18 protein-coding genes are annotated in these 16,574 nt (G+C 68.8%); 11 read left to right on the forward strand and 7 right to left on the reverse strand.

The annotated features are described in order from the left end of the window. Positions 1 to 21 precede the first annotated feature (21 nt). The 4 genes from EHF32_RS06845 to EHF32_RS06860 are packed head-to-tail and all read left to right on the forward strand — an operon-like array spanning position 22 to position 4,198. Complete coding sequence (locus EHF32_RS06845) at positions 22 to 630, forward strand: carbonic anhydrase (protein WP_137419149.1); 609 nt, start codon at positions 22 to 24, stop codon at positions 628 to 630. A gap of 36 nt (positions 631 to 666) precedes the next feature. Then, positions 667 to 2,061 carry a class II fumarate hydratase gene (locus EHF32_RS06850; protein ID WP_137417489.1) on the forward strand — a complete coding sequence of 465 codons (1,395 nt, stop codon included), beginning with the start codon at positions 667 to 669 and terminating at the stop codon, positions 2,059 to 2,061. Positions 2,062 to 2,099: 38 nt separating this feature from the next. After that, a complete protein-coding gene (locus EHF32_RS15900) occupies positions 2,100 to 3,545 on the forward strand; it encodes a sensor histidine kinase (protein WP_238343818.1) in 1,446 nt (481 codons plus the stop codon). Next, entirely contained in the window at positions 3,542 to 4,198 is a 657-nt protein-coding gene (locus EHF32_RS06860; protein ID WP_137417490.1) for a response regulator transcription factor, read from the forward strand. Before EHF32_RS15900 ends, EHF32_RS06860 begins: the two co-directional genes overlap by 4 nt. 301 nt (positions 4,199 to 4,499) lie before the next feature. On the opposite strand, the gene EHF32_RS06865 is transcribed toward EHF32_RS06860, so the two are convergent. Both EHF32_RS06865 and EHF32_RS06870 read right to left on the reverse strand, forming a co-directional pair. Then, a complete protein-coding gene (locus EHF32_RS06865; protein WP_137417491.1) occupies positions 4,500 to 5,855 on the reverse strand; it encodes a PhoH family protein in 1,356 nt (451 codons plus the stop codon). Between the two features lie 188 nt (positions 5,856 to 6,043). Continuing rightward, on the reverse strand, positions 6,044 to 6,829 hold the full coding sequence (locus EHF32_RS06870; protein ID WP_137417492.1) for an isoprenyl transferase: 786 nt from the start codon (positions 6,827 to 6,829) through the stop codon (positions 6,044 to 6,046). 99 nt (positions 6,830 to 6,928) lie between these two features. Here EHF32_RS06870 and trhA point away from each other — a divergent pair, with 99 nt between their 5' ends. Then, entirely contained in the window at positions 6,929 to 7,642 is a 714-nt protein-coding gene (gene trhA, locus EHF32_RS06875) for a PAQR family membrane homeostasis protein TrhA (RefSeq protein ID WP_137417493.1), read from the forward strand. A 4-nt stretch (positions 7,643 to 7,646) separates the two neighbouring features. Here the strand turns inward: trhA and EHF32_RS06880 are convergent, their stop codons facing one another. After that, complete coding sequence (locus EHF32_RS06880) at positions 7,647 to 7,931, reverse strand: hypothetical protein (RefSeq protein WP_137417494.1); 285 nt, start codon at positions 7,929 to 7,931, stop codon at positions 7,647 to 7,649. 66 nt (positions 7,932 to 7,997) lie between these two features. Here EHF32_RS06880 and EHF32_RS06885 point away from each other — a divergent pair, with 66 nt between their 5' ends. Both EHF32_RS06885 and greA read left to right on the forward strand, forming a co-directional pair. After that, the gene (locus EHF32_RS06885; protein WP_137417495.1) at positions 7,998 to 8,393 is read left to right on the forward strand and encodes a DUF4307 domain-containing protein; all 396 of its coding nucleotides are present in this window, start codon (positions 7,998 to 8,000) and stop codon (positions 8,391 to 8,393) included. A 96-nt stretch (positions 8,394 to 8,489) separates the two neighbouring features. Beyond that, positions 8,490 to 8,981: a transcription elongation factor GreA gene (gene greA, locus EHF32_RS06890; RefSeq protein WP_137417496.1), complete on the forward strand. Its 492-nt coding sequence runs from the start codon at positions 8,490 to 8,492 to the stop codon at positions 8,979 to 8,981. A gap of 15 nt (positions 8,982 to 8,996) precedes the next feature. Here the strand turns inward: greA and ilvA are convergent, their stop codons facing one another. Next, the gene (gene ilvA / locus EHF32_RS06895) at positions 8,997 to 10,223 is read right to left on the reverse strand and encodes a threonine ammonia-lyase (protein ID WP_137417497.1); all 1,227 of its coding nucleotides are present in this window, start codon (positions 10,221 to 10,223) and stop codon (positions 8,997 to 8,999) included. Beyond that, on the reverse strand, positions 10,220 to 11,410 hold the full coding sequence (locus EHF32_RS06900) for an AI-2E family transporter (RefSeq protein ID WP_137417498.1): 1,191 nt from the start codon (positions 11,408 to 11,410) through the stop codon (positions 10,220 to 10,222). The genes ilvA and EHF32_RS06900 overlap by 4 nt, the downstream gene beginning before the upstream one ends. 42 nt (positions 11,411 to 11,452) lie before the next feature. On the opposite strand from EHF32_RS06900, the gene EHF32_RS06905 reads away from it, so the two are divergent. Then, on the forward strand, positions 11,453 to 12,715 hold the full coding sequence (locus EHF32_RS06905) for a winged helix-turn-helix domain-containing protein (protein ID WP_137417499.1): 1,263 nt from the start codon (positions 11,453 to 11,455) through the stop codon (positions 12,713 to 12,715). A gap of 3 nt (positions 12,716 to 12,718) precedes the next feature. Here EHF32_RS06905 and EHF32_RS06910 read toward each other — a convergent pair whose 3' ends face one another. Together EHF32_RS06910 and EHF32_RS06915 are read right to left on the reverse strand one after the other, a co-directional pair. After that, entirely contained in the window at positions 12,719 to 13,288 is a 570-nt protein-coding gene (locus EHF32_RS06910; protein WP_137417500.1) for a LemA family protein, read from the reverse strand. A 96-nt stretch (positions 13,289 to 13,384) separates the two neighbouring features. Next, on the reverse strand, positions 13,385 to 14,560 hold the full coding sequence (locus tag EHF32_RS06915; RefSeq protein ID WP_137417501.1) for a low temperature requirement protein A: 1,176 nt from the start codon (positions 14,558 to 14,560) through the stop codon (positions 13,385 to 13,387). Between the two features lie 210 nt (positions 14,561 to 14,770). On the opposite strand from EHF32_RS06915, the gene EHF32_RS16215 reads away from it, so the two are divergent. From EHF32_RS16215 to EHF32_RS06930, 3 genes are all read left to right on the forward strand, one after another. Continuing rightward, complete coding sequence (locus EHF32_RS16215) at positions 14,771 to 14,971, forward strand: hypothetical protein (protein ID WP_443189867.1); 201 nt, start codon at positions 14,771 to 14,773, stop codon at positions 14,969 to 14,971. 9 nt (positions 14,972 to 14,980) lie between these two features. After that, a complete protein-coding gene (locus tag EHF32_RS06925) occupies positions 14,981 to 15,283 on the forward strand; it encodes a hypothetical protein (protein WP_137417502.1) in 303 nt (100 codons plus the stop codon). Further along, positions 15,267 to 16,519, forward strand: a protein-coding gene (locus EHF32_RS06930) for an IS3 family transposase (RefSeq protein WP_137416810.1) whose coding sequence is annotated in 2 segments (ribosomal slippage) — positions 15,267 to 15,549 and positions 15,549 to 16,519 — 1,254 coding nt in all. Because the reading frame shifts where the segments join, the coding sequence is not laid out codon by codon here. Before EHF32_RS06925 ends, EHF32_RS06930 begins: the two co-directional genes overlap by 17 nt. Positions 16,520 to 16,574 lie beyond the last annotated feature (55 nt).

Consider the following 16,574-nt stretch of genomic DNA (forward strand, 5'->3'; position numbering starts at 1 on the left):
CCCGCTCAGGTCTGGGCCGAGATGCTCGAGGGCAACGCCCGCTTCGTCTCCGGCACGCCGCGCCACCCGCGACAGGACGTCGAGCGCCGCCACGAACTCGCGTCGGGGCAGCGCCCGCGCGCGGCTCTGTTCGGCTGCTCCGACTCGCGTCTGGCCGCTGAGATCATCTTCGACGAGGGGCTGGGCGACCTGTTCGTCGTGCGCAACGCCGGTCAGGTCATCTCCGACTCGGTCGTCGGCAGCCTCGAGTACGCGGTCGAGGTGCTCGGCACCCCGCTCATCGTCGTGCTCGGCCACGACGAGTGCGGTGCTGTCCGCGCCGCCATCGACAGCACCTCGCCCGACGCGCCCGCGCTGCCGCCGCGCATCTGGCGCCAGGTCGCACCCATCGTGCCGGCCGTGCGTCGTGTGCAGGTCGCCGAGGGCACGAACGCCGCGACGGTCGACGCCGAGCACGTGGGACGCGAGCACCTGCGCGACACCGTGACCGAGCTGCTGCACTCGTCGGAGCTCATCAGCGCCGCCGTGGCCGACGGCTCGCTCGCGATCGTCGGCGTGAACTACCGCCTCGCGAAGGGCGTCGCCGAGCCCGACTTCATCGTCGGCGCCGCGACCGAGTCCGCCGCCTGATCACCCATCGTCCGCACACCGTCAGAGGAGACACCCGTGGCTGAGACCGAATACCGCATCGAACACGACACGATGGGCGAGGTCCGCGTTCCCGCATCCGCTCTCTACAGCGCGCAGACCCAGCGCGCCGTCGAGAACTTCCCGATCTCGGGCGACGCACTGGCGCCGGCTCAGATCGTTGCGCTCGCGCGGATCAAGAAGGCCGCCGCTCTCGCGAACAAGCAGCTCGGCACCCTCGACGCGCAGATCGCCGACGCGATCGCGCGTGCCGCGGACCAGATCATCGCCGGCGAGCACGCCGACCAGTTCCCGATCGACGTCTACCAGACCGGCAGCGGCACGTCGTCGAACATGAACATGAACGAGGTGCTCGCCACGCTGGCGACGCGCGACCTCGGCTCGACGGTTCACCCGAACGACCACGTCAACGCCTCGCAGTCCTCGAACGACGTCTTCCCTACCTCGGTGCACATCGCGGTGACGCAGGAGATCATCGACGCCCTGATCCCCGCCCTCGACCACCTCGCTGTCGCTCTGGAAGAGAAGGCGGAAGCCTGGAGCGACGTCGTCAAGTCGGGCCGTACGCACCTCATGGATGCGACGCCCGTCACCCTCGGCCAGGAGTTCGGCGGCTACGCCCGCCAGATCCGCCTCGGCATCGAGCGCGTGCAGGCGACGATCCCCCGCGTCGCCGAGGTTCCGCTGGGCGGCACCGCGGTCGGCACCGGCATCAACACCCCGCTCGGCTTCCCGCAGAAGGTCATCGAGCTCATCGTGGCCGAGACCGAGCTGCCCATCACCGAGGCCAAGGACCACTTCGAGGCGCAGGCGAACCGCGACGGGCTCGTCGAGGCCTCCGGAGCCCTCCGCACCATCGCGGTCTCGCTCACCAAGATCAACAACGACCTGCGCTGGATGGGCTCCGGCCCGAACACGGGTCTCGGCGAGCTGCACATCCCCGACCTGCAGCCCGGCTCCTCGATCATGCCCGGCAAGGTCAACCCGGTCGTTCCCGAGGCCACGCTCATGGTGTGCGCACGGGTCATCGGCAACGACGCCACGATCGCGTGGGCCGGCGCATCCGGCTCGTTCGAGCTGAACGTCGCGATCCCGGTGATGGGCACCGCGCTGCTCGAGTCGATCCGCCTGCTCGCCAACTCCGTGCGCGTGCTGGCCGACAAGACGATCCGCGGCCTCGAGGTCAACCGCGAGCGCGCGGCGGCCTACGCGGGCATGTCGCCCTCGATCGTCACGCCGCTGAACAAGCTCATCGGCTACGAGGCCGCGGCCAAGATCGCCAAGCATGCCGTCGCGGAGGGCATCACGGTCCGCGAGGCCGTCATCGCCCTCGGGTACGTGGAGCGGGGCGAGCTCACCGCGGCGCAGCTCGACGAGAAGCTCGATCTGCTCTCGATGACCCACCCGGGCTGAGCTACACGCGAAACCGCCCGACGGGACATAATCGGAAGGTGAAGCAGACGCCGAGAATGCTCTCGGCGCGCGTGAAGACTCTGGGGGCGATCCTCCTTGTGGCGTGCGTCGGGTTGATCGTCGCGGGCGGAGTCTCTTTCTGGATCCAGCGGGCGCGTCTCGTCGACGACGTGGACGACCGTCTGATCGAGAAGGTGCAGGCCCTGCGGGCCGTGGGCGATGCCCCGTCCCCCGGCATCTACCTCACGCGCACCGTGACCGGCTTCCTGCCCTCGCAGACGGAGGGCGTCGTCGGCGTCGTCAACGGTGAGATCGTGGTGTCCCCCTCGGCGGGAAACCTCTTCCGCGCGATCGAAGACCCCGCCGTCGTCGCGGCGGCGACGGAAGCGGCCACCGGCAGCGACATCGTGCTGGGCACCGTGTCGACCGACCAGGGCGAAGTGCGTTACGTCGCGCTGCCGGTGCAGATCGGCGGCGAGACGGGCATCTACCTGCGCGGCGTCGACATGGAAGCAGAGATGGCGCCGTTCCAGGCGTCGATCGTGACGTACGTCATCGCCGCGGTGGTCGTCATGGCCGCGCTCGGCTTCGCGAGCTGGTTCTTCACCGGCCGGCTGCTCTCGCCTCTGCGCCAGCTGCGCGAAGCGGCGGATGCGGTGACGCTCGACGATCTCGGCACGCGCGTTCCCGAGGAGGGCGACCACGAGATCGCCGACCTCTCGCGCACCATGAACTCCATGCTCGACCGCCTCGAGGCCTCCGTCAGCAGCCAACGGCAGCTGCTCGACGACATCCGGCACGAGCTGAAGACGCCCATCACGATCGTGCGCGGCCACCTCGAGATGATGAACGTCGACGATCGCGAGGATGTCATCGGCATCCGCGACATGGGGATCTCCGAGCTCGATCGGATGACGCGTCTCGTCGACGACATCGACCTGCTGTCGTCGGCTCAGGGTGATCAGTTCGAGATGCGCCCCGTGGACCTCGGAACACTGACCGAGCGCGTCGGCGAGCTCGTCTCCGCCATCTCGGGCCACCCTTTCTCTCTCGCCCGGAGCGCGCGCGGCGTGGTGGTCGCGGACGCCGACCGGCTCACCCAGGCCTGGTTGCAGCTCGCCGACAACGCCGCGAAATACACGCCGGCAGGGAGCCCCATCGAGGTCGGCAGCGACGTCGTCGAGGGCGAGGCACGGCTGTGGGTCCGCGATCACGGTGCGGGCATCCCCCCGGCGGCCCGGCGCCGTATCTTCCAGCGGTTCGCCCGCGTCGACGCGAACCGCTCCGTCGAAGGCTCGGGTCTGGGTCTGGCCATCGTCGAGGCGATCGCGCAGGCCCACGGCGGCTCCGTCGATGTGACCGACACTCCCGGCGGCGGCGCCACCTTCACGGTGCGCGTACCGACCAGCGGCCATCCGTCCACTCTGGTCCCGACGCCCGTGCGCGCCGGCGACGTCGTTCTGCAGCGAGAGGCAACCACATGACCTTGATCCTGATCGCGGAGGATGAACCCCGCATCTCCGCTTTCGTGAAGCGGGGACTGGAGTCCGCGGGATTCGCCACCGAGGTGGTCGAGGACGGTGATGACGCTCTCGAGCGTGCGCTCTCGGGTGAGATCGATCTCCTGCTGCTGGATGTGGGGCTGCCGGGCATGGACGGTTTCGAGGTGCTCCGGCACCTGCGCGGTCAGGGCTCGCACCTGCCGGTCATCATGCTGACCGCCCGCAGCAGCACCCGTGACACGGTCGACGGCCTCAACGCCGGCGCGAACGACTACGTACCGAAGCCGTTCAAGTTCGACGAGCTCCTCGCGCGCGTGCGCTCGCGCCTGCGTGAGAACGTCGCGACCGGCAGCATCGCGATCGTCCACGGCGACGTCATCCTCGACGTCCTCTCGCGGCGCGCGAGCGTCGAGGGCCGCGAGATCGACCTCTCGGCGCGGGAGTTCGCCCTCGCCGAGCAGTTCCTGCGCCACCCCGGTCAGGTGCTCAGCCGCGAGCAGCTGCTGAGCCGGGTCTGGGGGCTCGACTTCGACCCGGGCTCCAACGTGGTCGACGTGTACGTGCGCTACCTGCGCGCCAAGTTCGGTCACGAGCGCATCGTCACGGTGCGCGGCGCGGGCTACCGCTGGGAGTGAGCGCCCCGCATCCGCACCGGCCCGACGGCCGGTGACCTCGCGCGCCCGGGCATGAGGAAGGCCCCCGGCGCTGGGGGACGCCGGGGGCCACAGAGAGACCACGGGACCCGAACCCGTGATGCCCGCCACCTCACCGGGGGGGAATCGGTGGCGGATTGCTTCTCCAGTTTTTCTTCGCCGTCAGAGTCTGGGGGAACTCATTCCAGCGGTGAATGACAGTGTCGCGTCATCCGTGTTCTCCATCATCCGCTGCTGCCGTGAGAGCACAAGGAGGATCGGGTGAGAAAGCTCTCATGCGGCGTCACGAGAGTTCCCCCGCCTCCAGGAGGTCGGTCACGAGGGCCGCGATCGCGGAGCGCTCCGAGCGCGTCAAGGTGACGTGCCCGAACAGCCCGTGTCCCTTGAGCGTCTCGATCACCGAGGCGATGCCGTCATGGCGTCCGACCCGCAGGTTGTCGCGCTGGGCGACGTCGTGGGTGAGCACGACGCGGGAGTTCTGGCCGATGCGGCTGAGCACCGTCAGCAGCACGTTGCGCTCGAGCGACTGCGCCTCGTCCACGATCACGAACGCGTCGTGCAGGGAGCGGCCCCGGATGTGGGTCAGCGGCAGCACCTCGAGAATGCCACGCGCGACGACCTCTTCCAGCACGTTCGAGCTCACGACGGACCCGAGCGTGTCGAAGACCGCCTGACCCCAGGGGTTCATCTTCTCCTGCGCGTCGCCGGGGAGGTAGCCGAGCTCTTGGCCGCCGACCGCGAACAGCGGACGGAACACGATGATCTTGCGCTGCTGCTGACGCTCCAGCACCGCCTCGAGCGCCGCGCACAGGGCGAGCGCCGACTTGCCCGTGCCGGCGCGCCCGCCGAGCGAGACGATGCCCACATCCGGGTCCGACAGCAGGTCGATCGCGATGCGCTGCTCCGCGGAGCGGCCGTGCAGACCGAACACGTCGCGGTCGCCGCGCACGAGCCGGAACTCGCCGTCACCGGTGACGCGGCCGAGGGCGGAGCCGCGCTCGGAGTGCACGATGAGGCCTGTGTTGACGGGAAGACCCCGCACGTCGTCGCTGAAGGCGACGTCGCTCTCGTACAGGTCGCTCATCTCGTCGCCCGAGACGCTGATGTCGGCGATGCCGGTCCAGCCCGAGTCCGCGGCCTGCTCGGCGAGGTACTCCTCCGCGAGGATGCCGAGCGAGGCGGCCTTGACGCGCATCGGGAGGTCCTTGGAGACCACCGTCACGTCGTGCCCCTCCTGCTGGAGGTGCATGGCCACGGCGAGGATGCGGGTGTCGTTGTCGCCGAGCCGCATGCCGCTCGGGAGCACCGACGGGTCGGTGTTGGTCAGTTCGACCCGGAGCGATCCGCCGGCGCCGACGGGGACGGGGAAGTCGAGGCGACCGTGCTCGACGCGAAGCTCATCGAGGTGCCGCAGCGCCTGGCGCGCGAAGTAACCCAGCTCCGGATCATGTCTCTTGGCCTCCAGTTCGGTGATGACGACGACGGGGATCACGACCGAGTGCTCCGCGAAGCGGAAGAACGCTCGGGGATCGCTCAGAAGCACCGAGGTGTCCAAAACATAAGAGCGCAGGTCAGTTTCCTGATCTGCGCTCTGCTGGACGGTCGCCCGCTGCTGCTGGTGTGGTGCTCGTGTGGTCACAACCCACTCCCCTTCCGGGCCCGTGGCCCGGGGTCTCTCGAGTCGACCGGTGGGTAGCGAGTCGCTTCCTGAGGCCGACCCGAACGGGCGCCGTGCCCGTTGTGATGACCGTACGACGCGCGCGGGTGCGATTGCCAGAGCGGATGCGGGTGTGTCGCGTTACGTCTTCGTTAACGAGCTCGCGGCACTCACTTGCCGAAGCGGCGGTCGCGGCGCGCGTAGTCGCGGATGGCGCGCAGCAGATCGACCTCGCGGAGGTCGGGACCCAGCGCCTCCACGAAGTAGAACTCGCTGTGGGCCGACTGCCAGAGCAGGAAGTCGCTGAGGCGCTGCTCGCCCGAGGTGCGGATGACGAGGTCGGGGTCGGGCTGGCCGCCCGTGTAGAGGTGCTCGCCGATCTGCTCGGGCGTGAGGCTCTCGGCGAGCTCTTCCAGCGAGCCGCCGGTGTGGTCGTACTGCGTGATGATGCTGCGCACCGCATCCACGATCTCGCCGCGGCCGCCGTAGCCGACGGCGAGGTTGACGTGCATGCCGGTGTTGCCCGCCGTGCGTTCCTGCACGTCGGCCAGCACGTGAGCGAGCTCCTGGGGCAGCGGAGCCGCGCGACCCACGTGCTGCACGCGCCAGTCGCGCTCGTGCGACAGCTCGTCGGCGAGCTCGGCGATGATCTCGATGAGATCGGCCAGCTCCTTCGAGTCGCGCTTGGTGAGGTTGTCGATCGACAGCAGATAGAGCGAGACGACCTTCACCCCGAGCTCATCGCACCAGCGGAGGAACTCACGCATCTTGGCCGCGCCCGCACGGTGCCCGTGCGCCGCGGAGTCGTACCCCAGCTGACGCGCCCAGCGCCGGTTGCCGTCGATCATCATCGCGACGTGTCGAGGAACGGATGCGGGCGGGATCTGCCGGCGAAGACGATTGCTGTAGAGACGGTAGAGGGGGCCCCGCCCCTCACTCTCCCGACCGCTGGTCACTCCCCTACGCTACCGCCAGCACGGCAGGAGACACGCGCATTCGGCGAACGCTGAGGCTATGTGCGGCCTGCGGCATACCCCGCGGCATACCCTGGGCACATGACCCCCTCCGGCGTTCCCGACGTGCCCTCGCTGCCGCTGATCGACGCCGCTGAGAAGGATGCCAACACGGAGATCCGCCCCACCTGGCGCGGCTGGATCCACGCGGGCACCTTCCCGGTCGCGATCGCCGCCGGCATCGTCCTGATCGTGCTCGCGCACGGCCCCGCGGCCAAGTGGTCGGCGGCCGTGTTCATGACCACCTCGCTGCTGCTGTTCGGCAATTCCGCGCTGTATCACCGCTTCGACTGGAAGCCGCGCACGAAGGTGGTCCTGAAGCGGATCGACCACGCCAACATCCTGCTGCTGATCGCGGGCACCTATACGCCGCTCGCGGTGCTGGCGCTTCCGCCCGAGAAGTCCGTGCTGCTGCTGAGCCTCGTCTGGGGCGGGGCGATCCTCGGCATCCTCTTCCGGGTGTTCTGGATCCACGCACCGCGGTGGCTGTACGTCGCGCTGTACATCCTGCTCGGCTGGGCAGCGGTCATGTACATCGTCGACCTGCTCAATGCGAACGTCGCGATGATGGTGCTCGTCATCGTCGGCGGACTGCTCTACACCGGCGGCGCCGTCGTCTACGCGCTCAAGCGCCCCAACCCGTGGCCCGGAAAGTTCGGCTTCCACGAGATCTTCCACGTGTGCACCGTGCTGGCGTTCCTCTGCCACTGGGCGGCATGCCTGCTCATCTGCCTCTCGCCCGCCTACAACGGCTAAAGCCTCAGCGCTGGGCCGGGTCGATGTCCTCGTCGTCGGTCTCGGAGTCGCGCTCGGCGGCGTCACCCTGCTTCGCCGCCAGCTCCTCCGCATCCAGCTGCTCGCGGATCTCGGACCGGTAGCGCCCGCGACGGATGCGGCGCAGCATGTCCCAGACCAGGAGGATCACCGCGACACCCACGAGCGCGATGGCCGCGAAGCCCCAGGGGCCGGGCGTCACGAGCAGCGGGTCGACATCGGTCGGCGTCGGGGTCGGGGTCACCTCGGCGAGCCACACGGCCAGGTGCATGGATGTCTCCGTTCCGCGCGCGAGCGCTTAGCCTGGACTCAAGCCTAATTCCCGATCCGAGGGTCCATGACGACGCAACAGCTGCTCGACGAGCGTTACGGCCGCACCCGCGGTGCCCGTTCCGGCCGTTTCTGGGCCGTTTTCGCGTCAGTCGGTATCGCCGCCGCGGTGATCGTCGCCGGGTGGTACGCGTTCTCGGCGAGCTCGTCGTCGGTGGATGCGGTGACGACGGGCTACCAGCTGGTCGACGAGCACACCACGAGCGTCTCCTTCCAGGTCACCGTGCCGCCGAACACGGCGGTCGCCTGCGTGCTCGAGGCGCAGGACGAGGAGCACGGCGTGGTGGGCTGGCGGGTCGTCGAGTACCCGCCCTCCCCCGACCACACGCGCGCTTTCGTCGAGCAGATTCCGATCACCGCTGAGGCGACCACGGGATTGGTCAACGGATGCTGGGTGCCGTAGGCTGACGGAAACTGATCGACGACGCCCTGGCAACCGCCAGGGCGTCTTGGCATAGTTGCGGCGCCTTGCGCCGTGACTCACGACGAAGGAGAGACCGTGTCTTCTGACGCAACGGTGAGCTTCCTCACTCAGGACGCCTACGACCGGCTGGTCGCCGAGCTCGAGCACCTGTCCACGACCGGCCGCGAGGAGATCGCGAAGCGTATCGAGGCTGCTCGCGAAGAGGGCGATCTCAAGGAGAACGGCGGCTACCACGCCGCGAAGGACGAGCAGGGCAAGCAGGAGGCCCGCATCCGCACGCTGCAGGCGATGCTGAAGAACGCCAAGGTGGGCGAGGCTCCCGAGTCGACCGGTGTGGTCGAGTCCGGCACCGTGGTGACCGCGATCGTCGCCGGTGGTGAAGAGGTGTTCCTGCTGGGCAACCGCGAGATCGCGGCGGGCAGCGAGCTCGACGTCTACAGCGAGGCGTCGCCGCTGGGCGCCGCCATCCTGGGCCTGCGCGAGGGCGAGAAGACCTCGTACACCGCCCCCAACGGCCGCGAGATCGCGGTCGAGGTCGTGAAGGTCGAGACCTACACGGGTCAGTGAGCGCGGACGCGCCGGTCAGTCGGCGACGACGACCGGCGCGAACCCCGCAGCCTCCAGTGCTGCGATCACTTCGGCGCGGTGCTCGACGCCCCGCGTCTCGACGCTCACCTGCAGGATGACCTGGCTGATCTGAAGCCCCTGCCCGTGGCGGGTGTGCAGCACCTCGGTGACATTCGCGCCGACGCGCGCGATGACCTCCGACACCTGCACGAGCTGGCCCGGACGATCCGGCAGCGGGATGCGCATCGTCATGTAGCGGCCGGCGGCGCTCAGTCCGTTCGAGATCACGCGCTGCAGCAGCAACGGGTCGATGTTGCCGCCGGAGAGCACGGTGACGAGCGGTCCGGATGCGGAGATCTTGCCCGTCATGAGGGCGGCGACGCCCACGGCACCCGCGGGCTCCACGACGAGCTTCGCGCGCTCGAGCAGCATGAGGATCGCGCGGGCGATGTCGTCCTCACCGACGGTGACGACCTCGTCGACCAGTTCGCGGATGATCTCGAACGGCACATCGCCGGGGCGGGCGACCGCGATGCCGTCGGCGATCGTCGGCGTCGTGGCGACCTCCAGGGGCTCGCCCGCGGCGAGGGATGCCGGGTACGCGGCGGAGTTGGCTGCCTGCACGCCGATGATGCGCACGGTGCGCCCCTCGGCGGCGGCGCGGGCCTTGATGGCGGCGGCGACGCCCGCGGTGAGACCGCCTCCCCCGATGCCGAGCACGACGGTGTCGACGGTCGGAAGGTCGTCGTAGACCTCGAGCCCGAGCGTGCCCTGGCCCACCACGATGTCGCGGTGGTCGAACGGGTGGATGAGCACGGCGCCGGTGCGCTCGGCGAACTCCGCAGCCAGGCGCAGCGGCGTCTCGACGGTGTCTCCCTCGAGGATGACCTCGGCGCCGTAGCCGCGGGTGGCCAGCAGCTTCGGCACGGGGACGCCCAGCGGCATGAAGATCGTCGCGGGGATGCCGAGGCGCTGCGCCGCGAGCGCGACGCCCTGGGCGTGGTTGCCAGCGGATGCGGCGACGACACCGCGGGCGCGCTCCTCGGCAGTGAGGCGGGAGAGCCGGTAGATCGCGCCGCGGATCTTGAACGAGCCCGTGCGCTGCAGGTTCTCCATCTTCAGGATCACCGGGGCGCCCACGATCTCGCTGAGCACCTGCGACTCGTCCATGGGCGTGCGGGTGATCAGGCCGGTGAGGGTGCGCGCAGCATCCTCGAAGTCGGCCAGTGTGGGAAGACTCACCGCGTCGTTCTCCTTCGTTCGCGGGGCACAGTGCTCCAGATGAGTTCGTCCGGTTCGGGTGGCCTACCGGTCTCCCACGCGCGGCGGGAGAGGTAGAGGACGAAGACGTTGACGAAGGCGGCCAGCGGCACGGCGAACAGGGCGCCCGGGATGCCGGCGATCATCGCGCCGCCGGCGACCACGAGCACGACGGCGAGCGGATGCACCTTGACGGCGGTGCCCATGAGGATGGGCTGCAGGATGTGGCCTTCGATCTGCTGCACGCCGAGCACGACCACCAGCATCCACAGCGCGATCCAGGGCCCGTTGTAGACGAGGGCGAGGAAGACCGCGAGGGCGCCGGTGAGGACGGCTCCGACGAAGGGGATGAACGCACCGAGGAAGACGAGCACGCCGACCGGGATGGCGAGGGGCACGCCCAGGAGGAAGGCGCCGAGGCCGATGCCGATCGCGTCGATCGTGGCCACGAGCAGCTGGGTGCGGGCGTAGGTGACGACGGTGAGCCAACCGGACTTGCCGGCGCCGTCGACCGCGGGGCGGGCGGCCTTCGGGAAGAGCCGGATGACCCACTTCCAGATGCCGCCGCCGTCGGCGAGCACGCAGAGCAGGATGAAGACGGTCAGCAGGAGGCCGGTGGCGACGTGGCCGACGGTGGAGCCGATGGCGAGCGCGCCCGACCACAGAAGCGACGCCTGCTGTTCGAGCATGCCGAGGCCCTGGCGCAGCATCCCGTCGATCTGGTCGGCGGTGAGGTGCAGCGGGCCGTCGATGAGGTAGGCACGGAGGTCTTCGATCGCGCCGACGGTGCGGTCGCGCACCGATCCCCACTCGCGGGTGATCTGCCAGATCGCGAGCCAGAACAGGCCCGAGACGATGGCGACGGTGCCGAGCACCGAGGCGACGATCGCGAGCCACCGCGGCCAGCGGTGACGCAGCATCCACGTGAAGGCCGGCCACACGAGGGCGGCGATGAGAATCGCAATGAGGAGCGGGATGACCAGCAGCTTCAGCTGGATGATGATCCAGATCGCCACACCGACGGCCGCCGCGATCAGCAGGAAACGCCACGAATATGCGGCGGCGATGCGGACGCCGCGCGGCACGCTGTGCGTGGTGTCGGAGCTGACGGTGCGCTGACGCAGGGCGTCGAAGAACGATCCGCGAGGTTTCTCGTCGGGCTCGGTCATCTCGCCAGTCTAGTTGTCGGAGGCTGACGCTACGCTGACGCGGTGCGTGCCAGATTGAGCCGGTCCGAAGCCCGACGTATCGCCCTGCGCGCGCAGGGTCTGGGGGCTCCGCGGCCCGCCGAGGTCACGGGAGTGCACCTGCGTCGCGAGATCCGCCGGATGTCGGTGTTGCAGATCGACTCGGTCAACGTGTTCGCGCGCTCGCACTACATGCCGCTGTTCTCACGGCTCGGTCCCTACGACCCCGCGAAGCTCGATCGGCTGCTGTTCCAGCGCCGCGCGCCGTTCGTGGAGTACTGGGCGCACCAGGCGTCCTTCATCGACGCGGCGGACTGGCCGCTGTTCGCGTTCCGGATGCAGCACTATCGCGCGCGGCACGAGGCAAAGGGCTGGCGCGGCATCGACGCGGCGACGCTCGACTGGGTGCGCGGCGAGCTGGCGGCGCGGGGCCCGCTGCGGCCGGCGCAGATCGAAGACGACGCTTCGCGCGCGCCGCGGGGTCCGTGGTGGGACTGGAGCGTCGTGAAGAGCGCGCTCGAGCTGCTGTGGTTCACGGGTGAGGTGGCGATCGCCGGGCGCCGCGGGTTCGAGCGCGTGTACGGGTTGGCGGAGCAGGTGCTGCCCGCATCCGTCGCCGGGGTCGAGGCGCCGAAAGACGACGCGGTGCGTGAGCTCGTGCGTCGTGCGGCGCGGGCGTACGGCGTCGCGACGGCGCGCGACCTCGACGACTACTGGCGGCTCGGAGATCAGCGCGCGACGCTGCAGGCGATCGGCGAGCTGGTGGATGCGGGTGAGCTGCAGCCGGTGCAGGTGGAGGGGTGGACGCGGGCGGGGCGCCCGGCGCCGGCGTGGGTGCATCGCGAGGCGACGCTCCCCCGCACGATGGATGCGGCCGCGCTGCTCACGCCGTTCGATCCGGTCGTGTGGTTCCGCGATCGCGCGGAGCGCCTGTTCGACTTCTCGTACCGGATCGAGATCTACACGCCCGCGCCGCAGCGGCGGTTCGGCTACTACTCGCTGCCGGCGGTGATCGGCGACCGCGTGGCGGCGCGGATCGACCTGAAGGCGGATCGCGCCGCATCCGTGCTGCGGGTGCAGTCGGCGTGGTGGGAGCCCTCGCGTCTGCCGGGCGATGTGGAGCGGGTCGCCGGACTTTTGCGGGATGCGGCCGCGTGGCAGCAGCTGGAGACGATCAGCGTGTCGCGGTGGGGCGATGCGACGGACGAGATCGCGGTGGCGCTGGGCGCTGAGCGCCACGACTCACGGCCCGAGCCCGTCGCCCTGGCGGGCGACGAACCGGGCTGAGCCTCAGAACTGGATGCGGGGAGGTTCCGCGATGGCGGCCCCGTCGACGACCTCGAAGAACTCGCGCTCGTGGAAGCCGAGGTTGCGGGCGAAGAGGTTGTTGGGGAACACCTTGATCTTGGTGTTGAGCTCCCGCACTCCGCCGTTGTAGAACCGGCGCGAGGCCTGGATCTTGTCTTCGGTGTCGACGATCGACTGCTGCAGGTGCAGGAAGTTCTGGCTGGCCTGGAGCTGCGGGTAGGCCTCGGCGACGGCGAACAGCGACTTGAGCGCCTGCTGCAGGTGGCCTTCGGCGATGCCCGCTTCGGCGGGGCCCTGCGCGTTGATGGTCTCGGCGCGCGCCTGGGTGACGTTCTCGAAGACCGCCTTCTCGTGGGCGGCGTATCCCTTGACGGTCTCGATGAGGCTCGGCAGCAGGTCGGCGCGGCGCTTGAGTTGCACCGTGATGTCGCTCCAGGCTTCGTCGACGCGGACGTTGAGCTGGACGAGCGAGTTGTACGTCGCCCACAGATAGATTCCGACGACCAGGACGATCAGTACGACGACCGCGACAGGGATCAGCCATTCCCACATATGACGAGCGCTCCGTTCTCTCCGGGTCATCCTACTGCCGCGGCCCGCGCTGATGACGGGCGGTTGCGGACTCTCAGCCCATGCCCACCCCCGGTATCAGTGGGAGTGGGTCGACGCTCGTCGTGAGGCGTCGATCTCGAGCAGGGCCACGACGCCGATCATGACGGCCGCAGCGGCGATGTACTCGCCGACCGGCAGCAGTCCGGATGCGGCCACGAGCGCGATGCCGACGAGGATCACCCACCAGATCGTGCGCCGTACGGTTCCGCGCAGCAGCACGGCCCAGGTGGCGAGAAGGAAGAGCGCGAGCGGCAGGGTGAGGGCGAGGCCGGCGGCAGAGCCGGAGATCTCGGTCGCACCGGTGACGTGGTCGATCTCGACCTCGACGCCGGAGGAGACGGCGCCGACGGCGGCGAAGAGGAAGTAGTGGAGGTAACCGAAGACGAAGCCGTCGGAGGTGCTGCGCAGGCGGGCGGCCTGTTCGCGGGCGAAGTAGATCCACCAGATGGAGGCGGTGATGACGACACCGGATGCGGCGAGGCCGATGAGCTGGCCGGTGTGCTCGCCCGTACTGAGCGCGTCGATCATCGCGTTGGCACTCGCGAGCAGACTCTCGCCGAGAAGGATGAGGGTGAACAGGCCGTAGCGTTCGGCTATGTGGTGCGGGTGCCACTGGGTGCGTCCGTGGCGCTCCGCCCACACCGGCACGGCGATCTCGACAAGCATGAGAGCGAAGAAGCCGATGAGTTGGGGCGCACCTTCCGGCAGGGCGAGGCGGGCCACCCAAAGCACCTGCACGCCGGCGACCCCGATGGCGAAGCGGAGTGCGGTGGGGCGGGATGCCGCATCCGAGATCGCGGCCCGCAGCCACTGCGCGACCATCGAGAGGCGCATGATGACGTAGCCGATGGTGACGATGAGGAAGTCCTCGTACACCATCGCCTGCTGCACGCCCGCGGCGAGCACGAGCACGCCGCCCATCTGCGCGATGGTCATGACGCGGTAGAGCCAGTCGTCGGTGTCGAACGCGGAAGCGAACCAGGTGAAGTTCATCCACGCCCACCACACGGCGAAAAACACCATCGCGTACGAGAGGAGCCCGTGGGCTACCTCCCCCTCGCTGATCAGGTGGTGCAGCGTGCTGGACGCCTGCGACACCGCCACCACGAACACGAGGTCGAACAGCAGCTCGAGCGGACTCGCCACCCGGTGGGGCGAACGCGGATCGAGCGCCCGCATCCGGCGCAGCCCCACGCGGGTGGTTGCGATCATGAGTCGATTGTGACTGATGCGCCAGGTTCGGTGGATCTCAGGCTTACCCGCTCGCCCTCTGCCTGATCGGATTCCACTGCCAGTGAGCCGGTGCGGCGATCGCGTGTGCCAGTAGTGTCAGCAGAAAGCGCGGGGACGCGTTACAAACTGGGGGTGAGCGTGGGCTTCCACGTCCGCACGAGTGTCAAAGCCGGACCATTCCGATTCAACATGAGTCGGGGCGGGGTAGGCGTTTCGGTCGGAGTTCCTGGATTCGGAGTGGGAACCGGCCCGCGTGGGAACTACATACGCACCGGCCAGCACGGCGAAAGCGGAAATGGCTGGGGGCATTGGCCACGGGGACACTGGCGTGTGGGAGTCACCGGTAATAGTTCTGGCCATAGCTCCACTCGGCGGGCGGTGTCCCTCTAGAGTGTGGCCATGCTGTTCGACGATCTTGGGGAATCGGCGCGAACCTTGCTGAACGCGCGAGGGCGAGTCATCGGTGACGGGCTGACCAAACTGGCCAAGGAGCACGCGCACCGTTCATCCGCTGATCTGGTCGAGGCTGTCGCGCAGGCACCACATGAGGACAAGCCAGCTGTAGGACTGCTATTGGCAAGAGTCGCACTGGAGGAGGCAGTTGCAACGCGGTCACGCGAACTCTTCAATCGATTGACTCGCCCCGGCATGTCCGGAGACAGGATTCCTTGGAAGGATCTGTCTCATGGGACGTCCCAGTAAGTACCCGCGCGAGCTACGCGAGCGCGCTGTCCGTATGGTCGCCGAGGTGCGATCCGACTATCCGAGCGAGTATGCCGCGATGACCGCTGTCGCGCAGATGCTCGGCGTCGGGTCGTCAGAAACGATCCGCACGTGGATCCGCAGGCAGCAGGTCGACGCGGGCGACCGGCCCGGAATCACGACCGACGCCGCGGTGGAGATCAAGCGGCTAAAGCGGGAGAACGCGGAACTGCGGCGGGCGAACGAGATCTTGAAGGCGGCTTCGGCTTTCTTCGCGGCCGAACTCGACCGGCCACGAGGGCGATAGTCGGCTTCATCGACGCGCATAGGGATCGCGCCGACGGTGGCCTCCGATGGGGTGTCGAGTCGATCTGCGCCGTGCTCACCCAGCACGGCGTGAAGATCGCCCCATCGACCTACTACGACGCGAGGGGCCGCGGTCCGTCACCACGTATTGTGTCGGACGAGAGGTGGAAGCCGATCATCCTGACCACATGGCAGACGCACCGGAAGGTGCTCGGGGCCCGCAAGCTCTGGCTGCGGTTGCGTCGCGACGGGCACGACATCGCCCGTTGCACGGTCGAACGCCTCATGCGCGAGCTCGGGATCACCGGTGTCGTCCGCGGGAAACGGAAACGTCCCGTCGATACGGATCTGCGGGAGACCAGGCCCGCGGACCTCGTCGACCGGCACTTCGCCCGGTTCCGCACGAACCAGCTCTGGGTCGCCGACTTCACCTACGTCTGGACGTGGTCCGGATGGGTCTACGTCGCGTTCGTGTTCGACGCGCACTCCCGCCGCATCATCGGGTGGAGAGCGGCGACCTCGATGACAACTCCGCTCGTGCTGGACTGCCTCGACATGGCCCTGTTCACCCGCCGCCGCGAAGGCGTCATCGGGTTCGCCGGGCTCACGCACCACACCGACGCGGGCAGCGTCTACACCTCGATTGCCTTCACCGACCGGCTCGTCGACGAAGGCATCGACCCGTCGGTCGGATCCGTCGGCGACGCATACGACAACTCCCTCGCGGAGTCACAGATCGGGCTCTACAAGTCCGAACTCATCCATCACGACGGGCCCTGGCACGACATCGATCAGGTCGAGGCGGCGACCGCGTCCTGGGTGCTCTGGTTCAACACGGAGCGCACCCACGGCTCTATCGACGACCTCACGCCCCTCGAGGTCGAGCAGCTCGACTACGCTCGCATCGAACCGGTCCGAAAAGCCGGCTGACACCAGCAAAACGCTCTCCGGACATGCCGGGGCGAGTCAGATTCCTATATCGATT

The organism is Microbacterium sp. RG1 (assembly GCF_005347485.1).
GTDB classification, from domain to species: Bacteria; Actinomycetota; Actinomycetes; order Actinomycetales; family Microbacteriaceae; genus Microbacterium; species Microbacterium binotii_A.

Excerpts from the sequence above, each read along its gene's own strand:
- EHF32_RS06910 (WP_137417500.1), bottom strand. The coding sequence starts at position 13,288 with ATGTGGGAATGGCTGATCCCTGTCGCGGTCGTCGTACTGATCGTCCTG.
- EHF32_RS06915 (WP_137417501.1), bottom strand. The coding sequence starts at position 14,560 with ATGATCGCAACCACCCGCGTGGGGCTGCGCCGGATGCGGGCGCTCGAT.
- EHF32_RS06880 (WP_137417494.1), bottom strand. The coding sequence starts at position 7,931 with ATGCACCTGGCCGTGTGGCTCGCCGAGGTGACCCCGACCCCGACGCCG.
- EHF32_RS16215 (WP_443189867.1), top strand. The coding sequence starts at position 14,771 with ATGAGTCGGGGCGGGGTAGGCGTTTCGGTCGGAGTTCCTGGATTCGGA.
- EHF32_RS06860 (WP_137417490.1), top strand. The coding sequence starts at position 3,542 with ATGACCTTGATCCTGATCGCGGAGGATGAACCCCGCATCTCCGCTTTC.
- trhA (WP_137417493.1), top strand. The coding sequence starts at position 6,929 with ATGACCCCCTCCGGCGTTCCCGACGTGCCCTCGCTGCCGCTGATCGAC.
- EHF32_RS06925 (WP_137417502.1), top strand. The coding sequence starts at position 14,981 with ATGCTGTTCGACGATCTTGGGGAATCGGCGCGAACCTTGCTGAACGCG.
- EHF32_RS06900 (WP_137417498.1), bottom strand. The coding sequence starts at position 11,410 with ATGACCGAGCCCGACGAGAAACCTCGCGGATCGTTCTTCGACGCCCTG.
- EHF32_RS06845 (WP_137419149.1), top strand. The coding sequence starts at position 22 with ATGCTCGAGGGCAACGCCCGCTTCGTCTCCGGCACGCCGCGCCACCCG.
- EHF32_RS06885 (WP_137417495.1), top strand. The coding sequence starts at position 7,998 with ATGACGACGCAACAGCTGCTCGACGAGCGTTACGGCCGCACCCGCGGT.